The organism is Brucella sp., from assembly GCF_032066345.1.
Classification (GTDB): Bacteria; Pseudomonadota; Alphaproteobacteria; order Rhizobiales; family Rhizobiaceae; genus Brucella; species Brucella pseudogrignonensis.
This window is the reverse complement of record NZ_DAMBKZ010000001.1, coordinates 118,137-140,653: the sequence shown is the minus strand read 5'-3', so window position 1 is coordinate 140,653 and position 22,517 is coordinate 118,137. Positions and strand designations below refer to the sequence as shown.

The window sequence follows — 22,517 nt, the reverse complement described above, 5'->3', positions numbered from 1 at the left end:
AAAAGGGGCGAGTTTAGCATGGGGTTCTACGATACGGTTTTCAGCGCCTTCGTCACCCTCCTCGTCACCATTGATCCGCCCGGTCTCGCGCCACTGTTTCTGGCACTCACACCCGGCATGGATCGCAACCATCGCGGACAGGTCGCGCTGCGCGCATCCATCATCGGCTTCATCGTTATGGCGCTGTTTGCGATTGCTGGCGCGCAGATACTCGGCATGTTCGGCATCAGCATCGGCGCCTTCCGTGTTGCAGGTGGCCTGCTTCTCTTCTGGATCGCTTTCGAGATGATTTTCGAAAAGCGAACCGAGCGTAAGGAAAAGAGCGCCGAAGTTGCCATTACCAAGGACCATATCCGTAATATCGCGGCATTCCCGCTGGCCATTCCGCTGATCGCAGGTCCGGGTGCTATTTCGGCTATCGTACTGACATCAGATTCTTTTGACGGCATTGGTCCCCGTGCCGCCCTTCTCGGCGTCATAGCCGTCTGTTTGCTGATTACCTATTTCGTGTTGCTGCTCGCAGAACGCGTCGACCGGTTTCTTGGCGAAACCGGCCGTTCTATTCTGACCCGTCTGCTCGGTGTGATCCTCGCAGCACTTGCGGTTCAGTTTGTGGCAGATGGCGTTAAGACGCTCATCAATGGTTAGAGCACATCCCGAAAAGTGCGAAGCGGTTTTCGGGATGTGCTTTAGGCCGATTTCATCGCCTTCTTGCCAATCATCGCGTGGCGAAGCTTGGACGAGAACCAGTCGATAACAGCGACAGCGATCAGGATCATGATGATCAGGAAGGAAACGTCCTGAAGATTGAGAACCTTGATCTGCTCAGCCAGATGCGCGCCGATGCCGCCTGCCCCAACGATGCCGATGATGGTTGCCGAACGGGTGTTTGACTCAAAGAAGTAAAGCACCTGACTTCCGATCAGCGGCAAAACCTGCGGCAGCACGCCGAAGCGATAGCCGTGCAGTTTGCTGCCGCCTGATGAGACAACGCCCTCCACCGGCTTCTTGTCAGCGCCTTCAATGGCTTCCGAGAACAGCTTGCCGAATGCTCCGAAATCCGAGCAGGCAATTGCGAGAATACCGGCAAACGGTCCGAGACCCACAACCGACACCCAGATCAGTGCCCAGATCAGCGTATCGACGCCGCGAATGGTATCGAGGAAGCGACGGATGCCGAAATGCAGGAACACATTCGGGATGATGTTCTTGGCAGCTAGAAAGCCGAATGGGAAAGCGAGAATTGCCGCGAGCAATGTGCCGAGATAGGCGATTGCCAGCGTTTCCATCATCGACCACAGATAAAGGCTGAAACGCCCACCGGACGAAGGCGGCATCATCATAAGCGTGAAATCGCCGAGGCGACCCAGGCCATTGAGAATGCGCAGCAGCGAAAAATCGAGCCAGTAGAAAGCGAACCAGACGGAAGCAATCAACGCTACGGTTAAAATCGCCAGATTTCGCCAGGCACGCGCGTTTCCGAACAATTCGGCATGTTCTGCCCGAAGTTCCTTTTCATGCGCGTGCGCCTCACGGGAGAGACTTTGTGCAATATCGGTCATAATTCTCTCTTTTGTTTGAGCATGATCTTTTCCGAAAACCGGTTCTCACTTTTCGGGATCACGCTCCTCAACCAATACGGCCCAGAAGCGCATGGCGAATACGCTGTGTAATGAGATCGATGGCAACAATGGTCACGATAATCAGAAGCAGAATGGCACTGACATCGCTGTAATAGAACTGGCGGATCGAAGTCAGCAGTTCCTGCCCGATACCGCCCGCACCCACAAAGCCCATAACCGAAGCACCGCGCACGTTGATTTCAAAGCGCAGCAGGCCATAGGACGCAAAATTTGCCGCCACTTGTGGAAGCACGGCAAAGCGGATGACCTGAAAGCCGGAACCACCCGATGCACGAATGCCTTCCACCGGACGCATATCGATGTTCTCAACAACTTCGGAGAACAATTTGCCCAGCGCTCCCGTTGTATGAAGCATCAGCGCCAGCACACCGGCCATCGGCCCAAGACCGAAAGCGATGACGAAAAGCAGCGCGAAGACGATTTCGGGAACCGTACGCAGCAGCTCAAGCCCGCGGCGAACGACGAAACGCACCGTCGAATTGGGAGCCATGTTGGATGACGCCGCAAATGACGCGGCAAAAGCGATGATGCCGCCAATCAATGTTGCCAGATAGGCAATGAGCAGCGTCTCAAACAGCATCTTGAGCCAGCCGCCGAGATTCCAGTACCAGGCAGCGAGATCGCCCCAGAAATTGGCAATCGTCAGATCCGGCAGGATGCGGCCAAGATAGCTTGTAAAGCGAAAGAGATTTTCGACCAGAGTGCCCGGCCGAACATCGGCAACGACGGAGGCAGCAATGGCGACAACGACGAGCGCAAGGAGGAGCGCGATACCGTAGAGACGCCGTTTGCCGACTTCTCTCCGATAATCGGCAAGCAGGCTTTTTGCTCCGTTGCCGTCGAGTGAGGATACCGTCATGCGATCTTTCCTATAAAAATGCCCGGAACGGGTTACGTTCCGGGCACTTCAATTGTTCTACGGATTAAGACTTGCGAGCCTTGTCGTTGAACTTGAGCATCTCGATGATTGGCTCATATTCCTTGGCTTCGGTCGCTACGAATTCCTTATCCTTGCCGTCGGAAAGAGCGTCAAAGCCAGCCTTGTCCTTGGTTGGCATGTCGAGGAAAGCCTGCTTGATGTCAGCCTTGAGCTGATCTGGCAGTGTGCTGAGAACCGCAAATGGGCCTTCTGGAAGGAAGTCCGACTTGAAGATGATGCGGAAATCATCCTTCGTCATTGCCTTGCCGTTTGCATCCTTGAGAACGCCGCGGCTGACCATGCGGGTCAGGTTGGAATCGTCTTCCGAGTTCCAGGAGTTTGCAGCAGCGTCTGCGGTGCCCTGCGCGAGAGCAAGAACTGCGTTTTCGTGGCTGCCAGCAAAGAAGTTCTTACCAAAGAACGTATCAACGCTATAGCCATCGCGGTTCAAGAAGAAGCGTGGTGCGTTGTTGCCCGATGTCGAGTTAGGATCGACGAGAGCAATCGCTTTGCCCTTGAGGTCATCCATCTTCTGGTACGGGCTGTCGGCGCGAACATAAACAACCGAATAATAGCCGTTTACACCAGTGTCATGACGCTGGTTGACGAGCGGAGTGGTTTCAACGCCAGTCATCACAGCGCGGGCGTAAGAAGCCGGGCCATAGAATGCGATCTGAATGTTGCCAGCGCGCTGACCTTCGATAACAGCCGCATAGTCGTTAGCAACGCGCAGCGTAACCTTCGTGCCGAGTTCCTTACCGAGGTAAGCTGCCAGAGGCGCATAACGGTCGGAAGTGGTCGAAGCGTTTTCAGCTGGGATCACGCCCAGAACGATTTCTGGATAATCCTTGCTCCAGTCTGCAGCCTGTGCAGTGGAAGCCATCATCGGCATGGTCAGCGTAGCGGTAAGCGCAGCAGCCGCCAGAAAGTTTCTACGGTTAAGCATAGGTATCTCCTGTTAATCCCTGATTTTGGAGCGTAATTTTTTCCGGAGCTTTGTGCGCTCAAGCGGAAAGCTGGCGCAGAACGGCTTCGGCCGACTGCGGAACTGGCATTGGCATTGTTTCAGCCTGTTCATCGGCATCGATGACGTCATCGGCTTCCATGCCGTAAAGGTCGCGTGATGCCATATCGGTCAGCATCGACGGTGTGCCGCGGAATACGATCTTGCCGGCAGACATGCCGACGAGACGGTCGCAATAGCTGCGCGCAATATCGAGCGAGTGCAGATTGCAGAGAACCGTGATGCCATATTCGCGATTGATGCGACGCAGAGCGTCCATGACGCTGCGGGTATTGCGCGGATCGAGCGATGCAATCGGCTCGTCTGCGAGAATGATGCGCGGCTGCTGAACAAGCGCACGGGCAATGGCGACGCGCTGCTGCTGACCACCCGAAAGCTCATCAGCGCGATGCGCTGCAAGATGCGCAATATCGAATTGCTGCAACGCCGAAAGAGCGATCAAACGCTCTTCATCGCTCCAGATACGCAGGAGCGACTTAGGCGTCGAAACATAGTTGAGACGCCCCATCAAAACATTGGTCAGAACATCAAGACGATCAACCAGATTGAAATGCTGGAAAATCATCGCGCATTGTGCGCGCCAATCGCGCAATCCCGAACCCTTGAGCCCGGTAACGTCGCGACCATCCCAGTGAATTGTTCCCTCTGAAGGCTCAACCAGGCGATTGATCATACGCAGCAGCGTCGACTTCCCCGCGCCCGAGCGACCAATAATTCCAACAAACGAGCCCGGCTCGATCTCGAGGTCAACACCCGAAACCGCCACCTTATCATTATAGCGGCGCGTTACGTTTTTTAGTTGAAGCATGAATTCGTCTCCATTCATGCTCACTATTGATCCGTTCAATGACACTGCAATGAACGGACCATGACGTTTGTGTAAACTTACATTCCGCTTTAAGATTTTAATTTAGACAATTGTTTTAATGCTCATTTCCTGCAGGTGACGCAGGAAGGCATCTGTGGAAGCAGCCACTTCACCCGAATTGTCTATTATGACGACATCGTCTGCACCGTCATCGAAGCTCACTTCGCGCTTAAGTCGCAAAGCGATTTCTTCTCGACTTTCACGTCCACGCGATGCAAGCCGCTCTGCGAGTACTTCCGGCCTAGCCGAAATGACGACCACGCACCGTTCCGAATACAGCCTGCGGATATCGCCAAGTACACGCCGCGAGACATTCGCAATCACGACGATACCGTCGGCGATTTTATCATCAAGCGATTTCGGCAATCCATAGCTCAGGCCATGTGCCTGCCAGTGCAGCGCGAAAGCACCCTCGCCTGCGGCTTTAGTAAATGCTGCTTCATCCAGACTGTCGTGATCTTCCGTGCCCGGCATTTGCGGACGCGTGATGATCCGGCGCACAAAATGAAACCGCGTGTCGCCCGCAAGAGCCACACGCGCTGCATCCATAATCGTGTCTTTGCCGGCCCCACTGGGGCCGACAACGGCAACGAAACAGCCTTTCGGCGTATCGGATTGCATCTGCATCAAAGCACCCGTTCGCCTTCGCGCCAGACAGTGCGCACAACCGGAATTGCACCTTTCGGACGCACGCGAACCAGATCGGCACGCTTTCCGATAGCGATTTCGCCGCGATCATCCATAGCCATGGCATCAGCCGGGTTCTTGGTTACGAGGCGGACAGCCTGTGGCAGCGCAATCGGACGCTCCCCCGAAGCAAGGCCGAAAGCCGACTGAATGAGGCTGAACGGAATGTAATCCGATGACAGAATGTCGAGGCTGCCATTATCGACGAGATCGCGTGCAGCGATATTGCCGGAATGCGAGCCACCACGCACAATATTGGGGGCGCCCATCAGAATGGAAAGGCCTGCACCTTTTGAAGCACTGGCTGCTTCCATCGTGGTCGGAAACTCGGCGATCCGCACACCATGGTCAAGTGATTCATCGACATGCGCGCTGGTCGCATCATCATGGCTGGCCAGCACGATGCTGCGCGCTGCTGCCAGTTCGGCAATGGCGCGACGATGTTTGGCCGAATAGGCGTCCGAATCCGCCATACGCTTCTCACAATGCACCCGGAACTCCTCATCCGTGAGCTTCATCTTGCGCATGTAATAAGTGCGATACGTATTAAGATCAACGAATTGACGCTGTCCCGGTGCATGATCCATCAGCGAAGCGAGTTTAACGCGGTCATCACCTGCGAAAAGCTCGAATGTTTCAAGGCAATCTGCTGAGGATACTTCGCAGCGCAGGTGCAGAAAGTGGTCTGCACGCAGGCGATTTTCCCGAACACCGCTTTCGATGGCGTCAGCAAGCATCCGCATATCCTTACCCACGAAGTCACGGTCATAATCGGAACCAACGCGCATCGCATCGAAAACTGTCGTGATGCCCGATGCTGCAACCTGCGCATCATGCGCCTGAACCGCTGCATCGACATTCCAGCGCACCTTTGGACGCGGCGCGTAATGGCTTTCCAGCTGATCGGTATGCAGCTCGATAAGGCCCGGAATGACATAATCGCCATCCATGTCATCGCCGCCGTTGGTATTGCCCTGATCGATGGCGGCAATTTTGCCATCACGGATCAGGATAGAACCGGTAACAATCTCATCAGCAAGCACGATCTGCGCATTTTTCAGAACGGTTTCATTAGCCATTGGATAGCTCTTTCATGACCGCATTCGCATTGGCGGCCGTTTCATATTTCGAGAGGAATGCTTCGATATCGAGCGCGCGGAAATCATCGAGCGCCTGACGCAGACGATCATGGCTCCAGTCCCACCAGGCCAGTCGATCCAGCCGATTGCCGGTCGCAGCGTCGAAGCGTTCGCGAATGAGACGCGCCGGGACACCACCAACAATCGTATAGGGCGCCACGTCCTTGCTCACGACAGCTCCGGCACCGACAACCGCACCGTTGCCAACCGTCACACCCGGCAAGATGGTAGAGCCATGCCCGAGCCATGTGTCGTGACCGATTTTCACAGCATTGCCGCGACGCCAATCAAAGAACTCCGTCTCATCCTTTTCTTCCGGCCAGTAATCACCGGCGCGATAGGTGAAATGATGCAACGTCGGACGCCATGTCGGATGATTGGTGGCGTTGATACGCACATGGCTGGCGATATTGGAAAACTTGCCGATCTCAGCACACCAGATTTCGCAATCGATACCGAGATAGGAATAGTCGTCCAGCACAGTCTCCGAAACACGGCTGCGCGCGCCAATCTCGGTATATCGACCAAGCTTGCTACCGTTTACTTCAGCCGTTTCGTGAACCAGTGGTTCTACCGAGAGCTTGGTCATGCTGCCGCCCTCGGCGAGAAAGCGGTTACGTCGATAATGCGATCGGCAACCTGTTCACGCACATCTTCATCATGGAAAATGCCAAGCATTGCGACGCCTTGCGCCTTCTTGGCCTTGATGAGATCAACAACGACTGCCCTGTTTTTGGCATCGAGCGAAGCGGTCGGCTCATCGAGAAGCAACACCGGATGATCCGTGATGAAACCACGCGCAATATTCACGCGCTGCTGCTCACCGCCGGAGAAGGTTGCTGGTGGCAATACCCAGAGCCGTTCCGGCAGGTTGAGCTGCGCGAGCAATTCGCTTGCACGATTGCGAGCAGCATCGCGATCAACACCACGAGCCACCAATGGCTCCGCAACGACGTCGATTGCCGCCACGCGTGGCAATGTGCGCAGGAACTGGCTGACATAACCAATCGTATCACGCCGAACGGCCAGCACTTCGCGCGGATCGGCTGTTGCCAGATCCACCATACGGTCTTCGTGACGAATGAGGATTGAACCTGCATTCACGGCGTAATTGCCATAGACCATCTTGAGAATGGAGCTTTTACCGGCACCGGAAGGTCCGCCAAGCACGGCGCATTCGCCTGCTTCCAGATTGAAGTCCACGCCACTTACGACTGGCAACTGAATGCCACCCTGCAAATGCATCGTGAACGTCTTCGCCAGACCCGATACGGCCAGCGGAGAGGATGTTCTAACTTGTGTCATTTCTCACCTCACGCATGAAGTTTCGCTAATTTACGAACAACACGCTGCAAACATCTGTTTTAATTTACTAAACCTGCAGAATAGACGACACGAGCAGCTGCGTGTAAGGCGCTTGCGGGTCATCCAGAACGCGGTCTGTCAGGCCCTGTTCGACAATATGGCCGTCTTTCATGACCATGATGCGATGGGACAGAAGACGCGCCACTGCGAGGTCGTGGGTCACGATGACAACCGAAAGGCCGAGATCGCTCACCAAACCGCGCAGCAGGTCGAGAAGACGTGCCTGCACGGACACGTCGAGACCGCCAGTCGGTTCATCCATGAAAACAAGACGCGGAGCCGTGACGAGATTGCGCGCAATCTGCAGACGCTGACGCATACCGCCGGAGAAAGCGCGGGGCTGGTCGTCGATGCGGTCAGCAGCGATTTCGACACGTCCGAGCCATTCAGTTGCCGTGTTGCGAATATTGCCATAATGGCGCTCGCCAACAGCCATCAGCCGCTCACCGACATTGGCACCCGCCGAAACGGTCATGCGCAGGCCATCCGAAGGGTTCTGATGCACGAAGCCCCAGTCGGTACGCATCAGGAAGCGGCGTTCAGCCTCTCCGATCTTGTAAAGATCGCGGAATTCGCCATCACGCATTCGATATTCCACGCTGCCCGATGTTGGTTCCAGACGTGTCGCCAGACAGTTGAGCAAAGTCGTCTTGCCCGAACCGGATTCGCCGACGATGGCCAGCACTTCGCCCGGCCACAGCGAGAAATCGATATCTGCACAACCGCGACGACTGCCATAAAACTTCGAGAGATTGCTGACTTTCAGCAGAGGTTCGATGCTCATTTCAATGCTCATTTCAGGGCTCCCTTGGCTGCGGCCTCATTGTTCGCTGCCAGATGACCAAAGTGGCCATTCGCCTGACGATCTTCACAATAATCGGTGTCGGAGCAGACAAACATCGAGCCGCCACGGTCATCGAGCACGACTTCGTCGAGATAGACGCCGCGTGCGCCACACAATGCGCAAGGCTGTTTGAATTTCTGCACCTCAAATGGATGATCCTCGAAATCGAGGCTCACGACATCCGTATAAGGCGGTACGGCATAGATGCGCTTTTCACGACCAGCACCAAAAAGCTGCAAAGCAGGCGACATATGCATCTTTGGATTGTCGAACTTGGGCGTCGGCGACGGTGCCATGACATAGCGCCCTTCGATCATCACCGGATAATCATAGGTCTTGGCGATATGGCCGTGGCGCGCGATATCTTCGTAAAGCTTCACATGCATGAGGCCATATTCGGCAAGCGCGTGCATCTTGCGCGTTTCGGTTTCACGCGGTTCCAGAAAACGCAGCGGCTCAGGAATTGGCACTTGATAGACAATCACCTGCCCTTCAGTCAGCGGATATTCCGGAATGCGGTGACGTGTCTGGATGATAGTCGCCTCACCCGTATGGGTGGTCACGGCAACATCTGCAGTTTTCTGGAAGAATGCCCGGATGGAAACGGCATTGGTCGTATCATCAGCGCCCTGATCGATAACTTTGAGCACATCATCCTGACCGAGAATTGCCGCCGTCACCTGGACGCCGCCTGTGCCCCAGCCATAAGGCATCGGCATTTCACGGCTTGCGAACGGAACCTGATAGCCCGGAATAGCAATGGCTTTCAGGATAGCACGACGGATCATCCGCTTTGTCTGCTCGTCCAGATAGGCGAAATTGTAATTGGCTAGATCGCTCATTCTGCTGCTTCCTTGCCTGCGGCAATATTGGCTGCTGCTTCCTTGCCTGTGCCGATATTGGCTGCTGCTTCGGTTGCCAAAACTTCAGTCTCGTTGTTCGCTTGTTCATATTCCGCACGCATACGGCGGATGAGATCAAGCTCGGCCTGAAAGTCCACGTAATGGGGCAATTTCAGATGCTCAACGAAGCCTGTCGACTGCACATTGTCGGAATGGGAAATGACGAATTCTTCGTCCTGCGCGGGTGCTGTCACATCCGCATCGAATTCGCGGACACGCAGCGCCCGGTCGCAAAGCGACATCGACATGGCTTTGCGCTCGCTTTGTCCGAACACCAGACCGTAGCCACGGGTGAACTGTGGTGCCTGCTTGGACGAGCCTTTGAACTGGCTCACCATCTGGCATTCGGTCAGCTGAACACGGCCAAGCGAAACGGAAAAGCCGAGCTCAGGCACATCAAACTCAACCTCCACCTCGCCAATGCGGATTTCACCGACAAATGGATGCGTGTTGCCATAACCGCGTTGCGTGGAATAACCCAGAGCCAGCAGGAAGCCTTCATCACCGCGCGCCAAAGCCTGCAAGCGCAGATCGCGCGGCATCGGGAACGTCCACGGTTCGCGGGTAAGATCGCCCGGCTCATGCCCTTCCGGCATCGCACCATCTTCTTCGATCATGCCGTTGACACCGAGAATATCGGTCACGCGTGGCGTTTCTTCAGGCTCAGTCGCTCGCACTTCCGGCTCGGGAACACTGACATCACCCGCCAGTTCCGGATCAAGCAGACGATGCGTGTAGTCAAATGTCGGTCCCAGCAGCTGCCCGCCGGGCAGATCTTTATAGGTAGCCGAAATGCGGCGTTCGATATGCATATTCGCGGTCTCAAGTGGTAGCGAATAGCCGAAACGCGGCAAGGTTGTTCGGTAGGCACGAACCAGAAAGATTGCCTCAATCAGATCGCCCCGCGACTGGCGCACGGCAAGTGCTGCGAGTTCGCGGTCATAAAGCGAACCTTCGGCCATGACGCGATCAACGGCGAGACCCAGCTGTTCGGCAATTTGGTCAAGACGCAACGCTGGAACCGAGCGGTCACCACGACGGCGATCATCAAGCAGACGGTGGGCATTGCGGATGGCGGTTTCACCGCCCTTTACAGCAACATACATGGATCAATCCTCCAAACTTGCTATACGCGTGGTGCGGGGAAGCGCTGCGACTTTGCCATCAGCGACGAGCACCAGATCGATACCCAGCGGAAACAACACGCCATTTTCACGCCACTGCGCAGCAAAATCCTGCGGCAAACCATCAACAGTCAGCACAGTTTCATCCTTGATGCCCGGGCCTTTGAGGCTGAAACCCTGCCCACTCGTCAACGACGAAACTGCTAGAACAACAGTCGTCGAACGATCCGGAAATTCAGGGTCTCCCTGCGCGAAGGAAGCAAGTGCCGGCAACGATTGCGCATCAGTTACAAGTGCGAACTGCGCTTTCGACTGATCGCCGACGATTGGTGCACCGGTATGGAATGTCAGCCATGCCGTTGCGTCCTGATTGGCTGCTATTTCAGCATCGACCCAGACGCTTGCGTCGTGATCAAGAAGCGTTGCTGCGATCAGGCCAAGCTCAGGCGTAAGCGGCTTTGATGGCACAGCCGCACTAGGCAGCGAATGGATACGACCAGGATTGGCCATTGCGTGCATGACTGCATGAAACGCCGACTGCGCTTCATTGACTGGATCAGCCAGTCCGCCTTCAAATGCAGAAGAAGAATGGAGCATCAGTTATCTCCCCGAACCATTGTGAAGAAATCGACCTTCGTGGCAGCAGCTTCGCCGCGCCGTTTTGCATCCGCAGTATCGACACGACCACGCAATGCATTGAGCACGCTGCTTTCGATCGCATCGCGGGTGGCCTCATCGAGCCAGAGCGCATCAAACAGTGCAGCCAGCTTCGCCTTTTCCTGATCACGTCCCAGCGCATAGGAGTGCCCAACCGAGCCATTCGCCAGACGAACAGTTGCGCGGGTGACGGTTGCCTCGCCAACATTGAACGGAGCACCGCCACCGCCAATACGACCGCGCATCATAACAAGTCCGGTTTCCGGACCACGCAAAACTTCAAATTCAGGCTTGTCTGCCCAGTTCTGCCAGAACGTTTTCAATTCTTCGCCGCTTGCGCGAGCGAGGAGCGCCATACTGGCCTGACGTGCTGCTTGCGTTGCATCCGGCGCCAAATTGCTTCCAGCGGTGGAGCCACCTCCACTTTCAACTGTGCTGTGCCGCGTAGTATGCCCCGTAGTGTTCATGAGCTTATCCGCCCTATCTAATCCGGTTGACTTGATCGCCTTAATTGTCTATTCATATAGACAACTATACAATACCAGAATGAATACACCCTGCCAATGACAGGACGATGACAATTGATGACAAAGGCGCAGATGAAAAAGAGCGGGCGGATTGAGAGAAACAGCGGTGTAGCCATCTGGCGGCAGATTGCCGACGAGATACGCGGCGACATCATGGCCGGGAAACTTGCTACGGGCGCGCGTATGCCAGCCGAAATGGACCTGGCAGAACGATTTGGCGTCAATCGCCATACGGTGCGCAGCGCAATTGCGGCTCTTACGCAGGAAGGCGTATTGCGCGCGGAACAAGGACGCGGCACTTTTATCGCCAATGCAAAACGCCTTACCTACCAGATCGGGCGCCGCACGCGTATTTCGCAATCGCTGGCTTCGCAGGTACGAGACATGAAGGGCGCATTGCTCGCTTCCGACACAGTGCCCGCTTCTCAAGACATAGCCGAAGCTCTTGCGATTGAGATCGGTTCACCTGTTACGCAACTGGAAACCTTACACAGTGCCGACGGACGCCCTGTGTCGCGCGCTACACTTTGGATCAGCGCCGAAAAATTTCCGGAAATCACCACGGACTATGCAGAGAGTGGTTCTGTCACCGTGGCTTTCAGAAAAGCAGGTCTTACGGATTATTTCCGCAAATCGACAATCATATCCGCCCGACATGCAGATTCTGATGATCTGAAACATTTAAAACTTTCGCCAGGCGCCATTGTGCTGACAGCCAAAGCTATCAATGTGAACACGGATGGGGAACCGATCCAATATTCGCTCACCCGGTTCTCTGCCGACAATATGGAATTCTCAATCGAGACTTATCCCGGCGATCCTCAGATGAATGACATGAACTAGATCATACTAATTCAGATACTGCTAAAAGCGGCCCAGAGGCGGCTTTAATCACGCACTGGTGGTCTGATTCTAACATTTGCTCAGCATAAGTGTCAGCCGGGATTCAAACGATAAACTCAATCCACGAGTGCGCCGTGCGCCCTTTTTGGCGCACAAAAGTCGCTCTAACACTTTATATTTACAGCATAATTTTACCTTAAACTGATTCAAGTTTAAGGAATTATTCTGTAACTAATTCAGGCAGGAAGACGCCGATGACAGTGACTATTTTTCACAACCCGAAATGCGGCACTTCGCGCAATACGTTGGCAATCATCCGTGCCAGCGGTGAAGAACCAGTCATCATCGAATATGTACAAAACCCGCCTACACGGGAACGTCTGACAGGGCTTCTGGCGGCTATGAATGTAAAGCCGCGGGAATTGTTGCGCGAGAAAGGCACACCTTATGTCGAACTCAACTTGTCTGACCCGAAATGGAGCGATGACGCGCTGATCGACTTCATGATGGCTCATCCAATCCTGATCAATCGGCCTATTGTAGAAACACCGCTCGGCACGAGACTATGCCGCCCTTCAGAACTGGTTCTGCCTCTTCTGGAAAATCCCGTTGCTTCATTCACGAAAGAAGACGGCGAGCAGATCACATATCCGGATGGACCACGCTGATAAGCCTCCTTAGTGCGGTTTCTGTTAAAACCGAATCATTGGAACTGCTCTATCTCTTTGTTTGTACGCGCATCTTGTTCCGAAAACCGGTTCGCATTTGTGAGGATGCGCTTTAAATGCGCTCCTAGTTTGGCTTTCTTTGATTTTAGCAGCTAACAACCAATAGAAAAGGCGCTGTAAAAACAGCGCCTTATCGTGCTTATCTTATAAAGCAGATTATATCCGCTCTTAGAATGGAATTTCGTCGTCGAGATCGCGGGAGAAACCACCGCCGCCGCCACCCTGATTGGATGGGCCGGAGGAACCGAAATCACCGCCGCCGCCGGAATAATCCGACATCTGGTTGCGATTGCCACCGCCACCACCGCCGAATGAGCGACCTTCACCGCCGCCTTCACCACGGCCATCGAGCATCTGAAGCTCGCCGCGGAACTTCTGCAACACGATTTCGGTGCTGTAGCGGTCGTTGCCGTTCTGGTCCTGCCACTTGCGGGTCTGCAGTGCGCCTTCGATATAAACCTTAGCACCCTTTTTCAGATACTGCTCGGCAACCTTGGCAAGATTTTCGTTGAAAATGACAACGCTGTGCCATTCGGTACGATCCTTGCGTTCGCCGGTCTGACGGTCGCGCCAGCTTTCCGAAGTTGCAATGCGCAGATTGGCGATCTGATCGCCTGAATTGAGGCGACGAATTTCAGGATCGGCACCAAGATTGCCGACCAGAATGACTTTGTTGACGCTACCAGCCATCGAAAACTTACTCCGGGTCTCGCAAGCACGCCTTCCCGCACGTCTTCATCCAGACTTCATCCAGATTTATCCAGACAAGGGGTGCTTTCCAAAATAAAGATCAGGCGCAACCATGCGCCATCACCAGAAACTCAGCAAACACTCTACAACAGCCACTCTCCATGCGCTCTCATTGGAGGGGCTATTTTAATAGTGTTCCACAGAAGTTATGTTCTTGTTTTGTTCAAAATGCAATAACTACTGACAATTTTCAGCAGATAATTCCTGAGAGAACAGAGATAAGCCCTGCCGCTCACTGTTTATTAGGCGCGCAGGGCTTGAGGTTGAGCAATGCTCTTATATCGACAGTACTTCGCCGATAAATCTAATCGGAAATCTGAGGTGCGACACCATATTTCCGCGCATGTTTTAAATTTTCTGCAATTACCTGTTTCAATCAAAAATGCATCATTCCTTGCAGATGAGGCAGCTATGACCGCAAGCAATTGTGCTTTCATCAATATGAAAGCTAGGCAACGTAGTCAGGTGGACTCATGCTCCTTTACCTCCCTGTTGCGTTGGCTCGACTGACTGGGACCTCTTGTCGATATCGTTTCATCCCTTCCGATATCTCCCCATTCAGCGAGTAAATGTAGTCTGCTCCTGTCAGGAGTAACAGTCAACGCTCTTGCGTTCACATTTCGTATCGCCTATCAGAAGGTTGGTTGTTCGATCTTTGTTCTGGTGCTAAATCTGCACCGAACGATTGACCGGCCCCCTTTCCCTGGAAGGGGTTCATCCCCATATTATGGAGCGGCGCGACGTATATCGGCGCCCGAACACTCCATGACATGACCAAACAGGCAGGACGCGGAATGAGCGATCAGAAATTCATTTCCATACGTGGCGCGCGTGAACACAATCTGAAAAATGTCGACCTAGATCTGCCACGCGACAAGCTGATCGTGATGACAGGCCTTTCAGGCTCCGGCAAATCATCGCTGGCCTTCGATACGATCTATGCGGAAGGTCAGCGCCGCTATGTCGAAAGCCTTTCGGCTTATGCGCGCCAGTTCCTTGAGATGATGCAGAAGCCAGATGTCGATCAGATCGACGGTCTGTCCCCTGCCATCTCCATCGAACAGAAGACGACAAGCCGCAATCCGCGCTCGACTGTCGGCACCGTTACTGAAATCTACGACTATATGCGCCTGCTTTTCGCGCGTGTGGGTGTGCCTTATTCGCCAGCCACCGGCCTGCCGATTGAGAGCCAGACAGTCAGCCAGATGGTTGATCGGGTTCTGGCATTTGAGGAAGGCACGCGACTTTATATCCTCGCGCCTATCGTTCGCGGTCGTAAAGGCGAATACAAGAAAGAGCTGGCCGAGCTTCAGAAAAAAGGGTTTCAGCGTGTGAAGGTCGATGGCACCTTCTATGAAATCGCTGATGTTCCGGCCCTCGACAAGAAGTACAAGCACGATATTGATGTGGTCGTGGACCGTGTTGTGGTACGCGCTGATCTCTCGACCCGCCTCGCCGACAGCCTTGAAACCTGCCTCAAGCTCGCTGAAGGTCTGGCGATCGCCGAATTTGCCGACAAGCCACTGCCGCCTGAAGAAACTGCCGGAGGTGGTGCCGCGAACAAATCGGCCAACGAGACGCATGAACGCGTGATGTTCTCGGAAAAATTCGCCTGCCCTGTTTCCGGCTTTACAATCCCGGAAATCGAGCCGCGCCTGTTTTCCTTCAACAATCCGTTTGGCGCCTGTCCGACCTGTGACGGCCTGGGAACCCAGCAGGCAATCGATCCAAACCTGATCGTTCCAGATGTGAATGCAGCCCTGAAAGATGGAGCGATTGCGCCCTGGGCTCGCTCGTCTTCGCCTTATTATAATCAGACGCTCGAAGCGCTGGGCAAAGCCTATGGTTTTAAGGTCAGTGCCAAGTGGTCGGATCTTTCCGATGAAGCACAGGACGCCATTCTCTATGGCACCAAGGGCAAGGAAATCACCTTCCAGTATGATGATGGCCTGCGGTCCTATCAGACCACCAAGGCTTTTGAAGGTGTGATTCCCAATCTCGAGCGCCGCTGGAAAGAAACCGATTCGGCATGGTCGCGTGAGGAAATCGAACGCTTTATGTCTTCGACGCCCTGCCCGGCCTGTAAAGGCTTTCGCCTGAAGCCGGAAGCGCTGGCGGTGAAGGTTGGCATGAAACATATCGGTGAAATCACCAGCATGTCGATCCGTAATGCGGATCAGTGGTTCCGCGATGTCGATGGCACATTCAACGACAAGCAGCGCGAAATTGCTGCCCGTATTCTCAAGGAAATCCGCGAACGTCTGGAGTTCCTCAACGATGTTGGTCTCGACTATCTGACACTGGCACGCAATTCCGGCACGCTGTCGGGTGGTGAAAGCCAGCGTATTCGCCTTGCCTCACAAATCGGCTCCGGTCTGACTGGCGTGCTTTACGTGCTCGATGAGCCGTCCATTGGCTTGCATCAGCGCGACAATGCCCGCCTTCTCGACACGCTCCGTCACCTACGCGATCTCGGCAATACCGTTATCGTCGTCGAACACGATGAAGATGCGATCCTGACAGCAGACTATGTGGTCGATATCGGCCCGGCTGCTGGTGTTCATGGCGGCAAGATCATCGCGCAGGGCACGCCGAAAGACGTTATGTCCAACCCGAATTCGCTCACCGGCAAATATCTGTCGGGTGCGATGGAAGTAGCTGTTCCCGCTGAGCGCCGCAAGCTCACCAAGAACAAGCGCATCCGCGTTGTCGGCGCGCGTGGCAACAATCTGAAGGATGTTTCAGCGGATATTCCGCTTGGCACATTCACGGCAGTTACAGGCGTATCCGGTGGTGGCAAGTCCACCTTCCTGATCGAAACGCTGTTCAAGGCCGCTTCGCGCCGTATCATGGGCTCGCGCGAACATCCCGCGGAGCATGACCGCATCGAAGGACTGGAATTCCTCGATAAAGTCATCGACATCGATCAGTCGCCGATTGGCCGCACGCCGCGTTCCAACCCGGCGACCTATACCGGCGCGTTTACACCGATGCGCGATTGGTTCGCCGGCCTGCCGGAAGCCAAGGCTCGCGGTTATCAGCCCGGACGCTTCTCGTTCAACGTGAAAGGTGGACGCTGTGAGGCCTGCCAAGGCGATGGCGTCATCAAGATTGAGATGCACTTCCTGCCGGATGTCTATGTCACCTGTGATGTCTGTCACGGCAAGCGCTACAACCGCGAAACGCTGGAAGTGCAGTTCAAAGGCAAGTCGATTGCCGATGTTCTCGACATGACGGTTGAGGAAGGCGCTGAGTTCTTCTCCGCAGTTCCAGCCGTGCGTGACAAGCTTGAAACGCTGGTGAAGGTTGGCCTCGGCTATATCAAGGTCGGTCAGCAGGCAACGACACTTTCGGGTGGTGAAGCGCAGCGCGTGAAACTCGCCAAGGAACTGTCGCGCCGCGCAACGGGTCGCACGCTCTATATTCTTGACGAGCCGACGACCGGCCTGCATTTCCACGACGTTGCAAAGCTTCTCGAAGTGCTGCACGAGCTGGTCGAACAGGGCAATACGGTTGTGGTCATCGAGCACAATCTCGAAGTCATCAAGACTGCCGACTGGGTTATCGATCTTGGTCCGGAAGGTGGTGATGGCGGCGGCGAGATCGTGGCCGTTGGACGTCCGGAAGACATCGTGAAGGAAAAGCGCTCTTATACAGGCCAGTTCCTGAAAGAACTGCTGGAGCGGCGCCCAAAGGGCAAAGCAGAAGCTGCTGAGTAAGTGTATATATCAGAGCCGGGCCCTAGTGCCCGGCTTAATCATTTGATCACATCGATCTGTAAGTGGTTATATTTATCTTACATTAAAAAATGTCTTACGAGACTCGCTGGTAAACACCTGCAAAAGTCACTCCCACGCCGTACTGGCCAAATACATCGTCTTCTTGCAACCTCATATATCCGTCTTGTGTGAATGTAAGTTCGGTAACTGCACTGCCACTAAATGAAGGTCGACTGTAATGAAGCGAATTTTCTTCTGTTATTTCTGAGTAAAATTCCAGAAAACCCAAGTTGGGTCCAAGATCCCGAGATACACCGTGATAAGTTTCCCCACAGACGAAATATCGAGCTTGTCCTTCAGGACTTTCAGGTAGAGGAATAATTCGAACCTCTGCCGGAGACTCATCAGTTTCTAATCTAATCCACTGTCCCGCGTATGGATCATCTGGTGGAAGAGACAAGATGCCGTAATAAACTTTTTGAGAAAGCGCTGAGCCTAACCACTCTAGAAGTTCTTGTTTGTAGGCTTTAACTTCTTGAATCTTAAACCCTTTGCTTTGAGAAGTTGAAGAATCGTATTCATCATGGTGTTTCAAACACAAGAACGCTAGGTTTGTGGGAGAGTGATTGGAACTATTGCCATCTAGGTGCGCAATTTGACCAGCATTCATCTCTGTTTTTCTCTCAAGAGCAAAACAGAGACAACAGCGTCTTCTGCTTTCGACCAAAGCGTTTGTTTCGCTCTCGGTCGGCATTCGTTTACGTGCCATGTTTCCCCCTTAAAAACTCACTGCGCGTTTTTATATACGATAAATGCCAACTATACGAAGCTGTGTAGTCTAAATTTGCGAGAAGCTATGAAAGCTTATATACATTCTCGATTTTGATGGACGGACAACAGGCACTTATGTTTTCTACACTAGCTCAGCGCGTTAAATTCGTGACAGAACTATGCAGCGCTTTGCTATTCAACAAATCCCACAATCGGGCCATATCCGCCATGCCACGAGATATCGTTTCTCCCCATGGCTGGATTGTAAATTCCAGCACCGCCACCACCGTCGAGGAACAGTGCGTTCGCGCATTTCAGCTCATCTCGAAACAGTGACGCGAAGTCATAGAAATTCACCGCATCTTCGCTAATCGCAAAGTGGATGGTCTCATCGGCGCAAACACCAACGCCGCTTCTGCGGGTCCGGTCCGTCGATCCTTTGATCAGAATCGGATTGAGCTTGTTCTGAATGACCAGCATCGGTCCGGATTGAGTCGCAAAGCGCGCCTGCGGCCGACGTTTCAAAAACCTGTCAGTCGAAACAATGCCGGCGCTGTCATTATCAAAATAGAAAACACCATTGGGCTTTTTATAGAAGTTCGGAACTGGGCCAGACGCGCGCTGAGGCACTTTCGTATCGGCAGCAACCAGTTCCTGCCCGTCCTCGACATAGAGCCCCATAGGCGCGAAATCTTCCCTGTACATTCCCGCATTAAACGCGAACGACAGCGTTTTGCCTTGTGCAGCCTCAGCATCCGCAACTTTCGAGAAATTGCGATAAGGCTCGCCATCTGCGCCCTTCCAGAACAGACGCAGGTTTTCTTTGGCCTTCACCGTACAGATGATGAATTTGGTGTCCTGAAAGACCTGCTCGCCACAGCTTTCCGCTTGCGAGGATTGGATACCGAAAAGGAGCCCTGCGAAGCCAATAACCGGGAGAGCCATACTCATTTTACGAAAGCGCATCGCGAAACCTCCCAATCGAAATCATAGACCGTAGAAATGAAAAAAGCCCGGTCAAACCGGGCCTTCTCGCATAACTGATCGCGATCATGCCGCGCCAGTTCATAAGGATTAGCCGTTAACGGCATCCTTCAGGCCCTTGCCAGCCGAGAACTTCGGCACGTTGCGGGCAGGAATAGCAACTTCCATACCGGTCGAAGGGTTACGGCCAGTCGAAGCTGCGCGATGCGAAACGGAGAAAACGCCGAAGCCTGGCAGGCGTACTTCTTCGCCAGCCTTGAGAGCACCGGTGACAGCTGCGAGTACAGCGTCAACAGCAGTTCCTGCGTCGGCCTTAGTCAAACCGCCCTTTTCCGCTACTGCGGCGACCAATTCGTTCTTGTTCATAGGCATTTCCTTTCTTTATCTACCGGAACGAATAACGCGACCGGATTGGGTGCAGTTTATTCAAATCGGTTGACAAACCAAGCCTGTCAACACGAAAAAACCCCGGAAAACCGGGGTTAAACACAGAAATGCCGGGCATTTAGCCCGGCATTGTATGCTTATTAGCCACTAGCAATGACTAATGTGCTGTTGAAACACCTGCATCGTCGTCCACAGGAGCGGATGCAACAGGCGTTTCAGGCTCTGTCCACTCGATCGGCTGCGGCTCACGAACCAGTGCATGTTTCAGCACTTCACCGACTCGCGACACTGGAACGATCTCAAGATTGTTCTTCACATTGTCCGGAATATCCGCCAGATCCTTGGCGTTTTCTTCCGGGATCAGAACCTTCTTGATGCCGCCACGCAATGCAGCAAGCAGCTTTTCCTTGAGACCGCCGATAGGAAGCACACGGCCACGCAACGTCACTTCACCGGTCATCGCAACGTCCTTACGAACCGGAATACCGGTCATAACAGAGACAATTGCCGTGACCATGGCGATACCAGCCGACGGGCCATCCTTTGGCGTCGCACCTTCCGGTACGTGAACGTGGATGTCGCGCTTGTCGAACAACGGAGGTTCGATGCCGAAATCAACCGCACGCGAGCGAACATAAGATGCCGCCGCAGAAATCGATTCCTTCATCACATCACGGAGATTACCCGTGACAGTCATGCGACCCTTACCAGGCATCATGACACCTTCGATGGTCAGCAATTCGCCGCCCACTTCAGTCCATGCCAGGCCTGTGACAACACCGACCTGATCTTCGCCATCAATCTGACCATAACGGAAGCGCTCGACACCGAGATAATCGGAGAGGTTCTTGTCAGTGATCTTCACCGACTTCTTCTTCGACTTCAGAATCTCGGTCACGGCCTTACGTGCCAGAGTCATCATCTCACGTTCAAGGCTACGAACACCGGCTTCACGCGTGTAAAGACGGATAACGTTACGCAGCGCATCGTCCGTGACCGAAAACTCCTTCGGCTGCAGAGCATGATCCTTGATCGCCTTTGGCAGCAGGTGCCGTTTGGCAATCTCGAGCTTTTCATCTTCGGTGTAACCGGCAATACGGATGACTTCCATACGGTCCAGAAGTGGACCAGGAATGTTCAGCGTATTGGCAGTCGTTACGAACATGACGTTCGACAGATCATATTCAACCTCAAGGTAATGATCCATGAAGGTCGAGTTCTGTTCTGGGTCCAGTACCTCAAGCATTGCCGATGACGGATCGCCACGGAAATCCTGGCCCATCTTGTCGATTTCATCGAGCAGGAAGAGCGGGTTGGACTTCTTCGCCTTCTTCATCGACTGGATGACCTTGCCGGGCATCGAACCGATATAGGTGCGGCGATGACCGCGGATTTCAGCCTCGTCACGCACGCCGCCGAGCGACATACGGACATATTCACGGCCGGTAGCCTTGGCAATCGAACGTGCAAGCGAGGTCTTACCAACACCGGGAGGTCCAACGAGACAGAGGATCGGACCCTTGATCTTGGTCGAGCGAGCCTGCACCGCGAGATACTCGACAATGCGCTCCTTGACCTTTTCCAGACCAAAGTGATCGTCACCGAGTACGCCTTCGGCAAAGTTCAGATCCTGCTTGATCTTCGACTTCTTGCCCCAAGGAATAGACAGCAGCCAGTCGAGATAGTTGCGAACAACAGTCGCTTCTGCCGACATCGGGCTCATGCTGCGCAGCTTCTTCAGCTCAGCCTGTGCCTTTTCGCGAGCTTCCTTGGAAAGCTTGGTCTTGTTGATGCGTTCTTCGAGTTCAGCCGCTTCATCGCGACCATCCTCACCATCACCAAGTTCCTTCTGGATCGCCTTCATCTGTTCGTTGAGGTAGTATTCGCGCTGCGTCTTTTCCATCTGGCGCTTAACGCGGCCACGGATGCGCTTCTCAACCTGCAGAACCGAAATCTCGGATTCCATGAAGGCAAGTGCCTTCTCAAGACGCTCACGCACCGAGAGAATCGACAGCATTTCCTGCTTTTCAGGAATCTTGATAGCGAGATGCGAAGCAACCGTATCGGCGAGCTTGGAATAGTCGTCGATCTGGCTGGCAGCACCAACCACTTCCGGCGAAATCTTCTTGTTCAGCTTGACGTAGTTTTCGAAGTCGGAAACCACCGAGCGGGCCAGAGCCTCAACTTCAACAGCATCTTCTTCCGGCTCAGGCAGAGCCGTTGCGTAAGCTTCGTGATAATCCTCACGATCGGTAAACTTGGAAACCTTGGCGCGCGCAGTGCCTTCGACGAGAACCTTTACGGTACCGTCTGGCAGCTTGAGGAGCTGCAGCACATTGGCGATCGTGCCGATTTCATAGATTGCATCCGGTGCCGGATCGTCGTCAGCCGCATTCTTCTGCGTTGCGAGCAGAATCTGCTTGTCGACACCCATCACTTCTTCAAGTGCTTTGATCGACTTTTCACGTCCAACAAACAGCGGAACAATCATATGGGGGAAGACTACGATATCGCGCAACGGCAGAACGGCATACAGCCCGTCTTCGCCACCCGCTGGGGTCTTCTGTTCAATACCCGTCATTATTCAGTCCTTTCTCAGGTCATTCGACCCGATTGCCACAGGCTGTGGCCCCTTT

General features: G+C 53.9%; 22 protein-coding genes. 4 read left to right on the top strand and 18 right to left on the bottom strand.

Features of this window, described 5'->3' with window-relative positions; translation table 11 throughout:
• Window positions 1-18: 18 nt before the first annotated feature.
• Complete coding sequence (locus RT142_RS00750; RefSeq protein WP_007875070.1) at window positions 19-648, top strand: MarC family protein; 630 nt, start codon at window positions 19-21, stop codon at window positions 646-648.
• 41 nt (window positions 649-689) lie between these two features.
• Here RT142_RS00750 and phnE (RT142_RS00745) read toward each other — a convergent pair whose 3' ends face one another.
• The 13 genes from phnE (RT142_RS00745) to phnG all read right to left on the bottom strand — a co-directional run bounded on the left by phnE (RT142_RS00745) (window position 690) and on the right by phnG (window position 11,639).
• A complete protein-coding gene (phnE, locus tag RT142_RS00745) occupies window positions 690-1,562 on the bottom strand; it encodes a phosphonate ABC transporter, permease protein PhnE (RefSeq protein ID WP_064320648.1) in 873 nt (290 codons plus the stop codon).
• A 67-nt stretch (window positions 1,563-1,629) separates the two neighbouring features.
• Window positions 1,630-2,502, bottom strand: coding sequence for a phosphonate ABC transporter, permease protein PhnE (gene phnE / locus RT142_RS00740; protein ID WP_024897149.1), 873 nt, complete (start codon window positions 2,500-2,502; stop codon window positions 1,630-1,632).
• A 64-nt stretch (window positions 2,503-2,566) separates the two neighbouring features.
• Entirely contained in the window at window positions 2,567-3,508 is a 942-nt protein-coding gene (gene phnD / locus RT142_RS00735) for a phosphonate ABC transporter substrate-binding protein (protein WP_007875077.1), read from the bottom strand.
• A gap of 58 nt (window positions 3,509-3,566) precedes the next feature.
• The gene (phnC, locus tag RT142_RS00730; RefSeq protein WP_064320649.1) at window positions 3,567-4,394 is read right to left on the bottom strand and encodes a phosphonate ABC transporter ATP-binding protein; all 828 of its coding nucleotides are present in this window, start codon (window positions 4,392-4,394) and stop codon (window positions 3,567-3,569) included.
• Between the two features lie 102 nt (window positions 4,395-4,496).
• Window positions 4,497-5,075, bottom strand: a complete 579-nt coding sequence (gene phnN / locus RT142_RS00725; RefSeq protein ID WP_313027067.1) for a phosphonate metabolism protein/1,5-bisphosphokinase (PRPP-forming) PhnN — start codon at window positions 5,073-5,075, stop codon at window positions 4,497-4,499.
• Window positions 5,076-5,080: 5 nt separating this feature from the next.
• Window positions 5,081-6,220 (bottom strand): alpha-D-ribose 1-methylphosphonate 5-triphosphate diphosphatase, encoded by a 1,140-nt coding sequence (locus RT142_RS00720; RefSeq protein ID WP_112812774.1) that lies wholly within the window; start codon window positions 6,218-6,220, stop codon window positions 5,081-5,083.
• Window positions 6,213-6,869: a DapH/DapD/GlmU-related protein gene (locus tag RT142_RS00715; RefSeq protein WP_313026520.1), complete on the bottom strand. Its 657-nt coding sequence runs from the start codon at window positions 6,867-6,869 to the stop codon at window positions 6,213-6,215. The genes RT142_RS00720 and RT142_RS00715 overlap by 8 nt, the downstream gene beginning before the upstream one ends.
• Window positions 6,866-7,585, bottom strand: coding sequence for a phosphonate C-P lyase system protein PhnL (gene phnL / locus RT142_RS00710; RefSeq protein ID WP_039859789.1), 720 nt, complete (start codon window positions 7,583-7,585; stop codon window positions 6,866-6,868). The genes RT142_RS00715 and phnL overlap by 4 nt, the downstream gene beginning before the upstream one ends.
• A gap of 67 nt (window positions 7,586-7,652) precedes the next feature.
• A complete protein-coding gene (gene phnK / locus RT142_RS00705; protein ID WP_112812821.1) occupies window positions 7,653-8,429 on the bottom strand; it encodes a phosphonate C-P lyase system protein PhnK in 777 nt (258 codons plus the stop codon).
• 8 nt (window positions 8,430-8,437) lie between these two features.
• On the bottom strand, window positions 8,438-9,331 hold the full coding sequence (locus tag RT142_RS00700) for an alpha-D-ribose 1-methylphosphonate 5-phosphate C-P-lyase PhnJ (protein ID WP_007875096.1): 894 nt from the start codon (window positions 9,329-9,331) through the stop codon (window positions 8,438-8,440).
• Window positions 9,328-10,497, bottom strand: a complete 1,170-nt coding sequence (locus RT142_RS00695) for a carbon-phosphorus lyase complex subunit PhnI (protein ID WP_313026516.1) — start codon at window positions 10,495-10,497, stop codon at window positions 9,328-9,330. The genes RT142_RS00700 and RT142_RS00695 overlap by 4 nt, the downstream gene beginning before the upstream one ends.
• A gap of 3 nt (window positions 10,498-10,500) precedes the next feature.
• A complete protein-coding gene (gene phnH / locus RT142_RS00690; protein WP_079211930.1) occupies window positions 10,501-11,112 on the bottom strand; it encodes a phosphonate C-P lyase system protein PhnH in 612 nt (203 codons plus the stop codon).
• On the bottom strand, window positions 11,112-11,639 hold the full coding sequence (phnG, locus tag RT142_RS00685) for a phosphonate C-P lyase system protein PhnG (protein ID WP_079211931.1): 528 nt from the start codon (window positions 11,637-11,639) through the stop codon (window positions 11,112-11,114). The genes phnH and phnG overlap by 1 nt, the downstream gene beginning before the upstream one ends.
• A gap of 132 nt (window positions 11,640-11,771) precedes the next feature.
• Here phnG and phnF point away from each other — a divergent pair, with 132 nt between their 5' ends.
• Both phnF and arsC read left to right on the top strand, forming a co-directional pair.
• Window positions 11,772-12,542, top strand: coding sequence for a phosphonate metabolism transcriptional regulator PhnF (gene phnF / locus RT142_RS00680; RefSeq protein ID WP_039859800.1), 771 nt, complete (start codon window positions 11,772-11,774; stop codon window positions 12,540-12,542).
• Between the two features lie 254 nt (window positions 12,543-12,796).
• Window positions 12,797-13,210 (top strand): arsenate reductase (glutaredoxin), encoded by a 414-nt coding sequence (gene arsC / locus RT142_RS00675; protein WP_285534693.1) that lies wholly within the window; start codon window positions 12,797-12,799, stop codon window positions 13,208-13,210.
• A 228-nt stretch (window positions 13,211-13,438) separates the two neighbouring features.
• Here arsC and ssb read toward each other — a convergent pair whose 3' ends face one another.
• Window positions 13,439-13,960: a single-stranded DNA-binding protein gene (gene ssb, locus RT142_RS00670; RefSeq protein WP_079211933.1), complete on the bottom strand. Its 522-nt coding sequence runs from the start codon at window positions 13,958-13,960 to the stop codon at window positions 13,439-13,441.
• Window positions 13,961-14,814: 854 nt separating this feature from the next.
• On the opposite strand from ssb, the gene uvrA reads away from it, so the two are divergent.
• A complete protein-coding gene (gene uvrA, locus RT142_RS00665; protein WP_312470457.1) occupies window positions 14,815-17,739 on the top strand; it encodes an excinuclease ABC subunit UvrA in 2,925 nt (974 codons plus the stop codon).
• A 94-nt stretch (window positions 17,740-17,833) separates the two neighbouring features.
• Here the strand turns inward: uvrA and RT142_RS00660 are convergent, their stop codons facing one another.
• From RT142_RS00660 to lon, 4 genes are all read right to left on the bottom strand, one after another.
• A complete protein-coding gene (locus tag RT142_RS00660; protein ID WP_313026511.1) occupies window positions 17,834-18,508 on the bottom strand; it encodes a hypothetical protein in 675 nt (224 codons plus the stop codon).
• A gap of 194 nt (window positions 18,509-18,702) precedes the next feature.
• Complete coding sequence (locus tag RT142_RS00655; RefSeq protein ID WP_409558554.1) at window positions 18,703-19,476, bottom strand: phosphodiester glycosidase family protein; 774 nt, start codon at window positions 19,474-19,476, stop codon at window positions 18,703-18,705.
• 108 nt (window positions 19,477-19,584) lie between these two features.
• Entirely contained in the window at window positions 19,585-19,860 is a 276-nt protein-coding gene (locus RT142_RS00650) for an HU family DNA-binding protein (RefSeq protein WP_007875106.1), read from the bottom strand.
• A gap of 178 nt (window positions 19,861-20,038) precedes the next feature.
• Window positions 20,039-22,462: an endopeptidase La gene (gene lon, locus RT142_RS00645; RefSeq protein WP_007875107.1), complete on the bottom strand. Its 2,424-nt coding sequence runs from the start codon at window positions 22,460-22,462 to the stop codon at window positions 20,039-20,041.
• Between the last annotated feature and the right edge of the window lie 55 nt (window positions 22,463-22,517).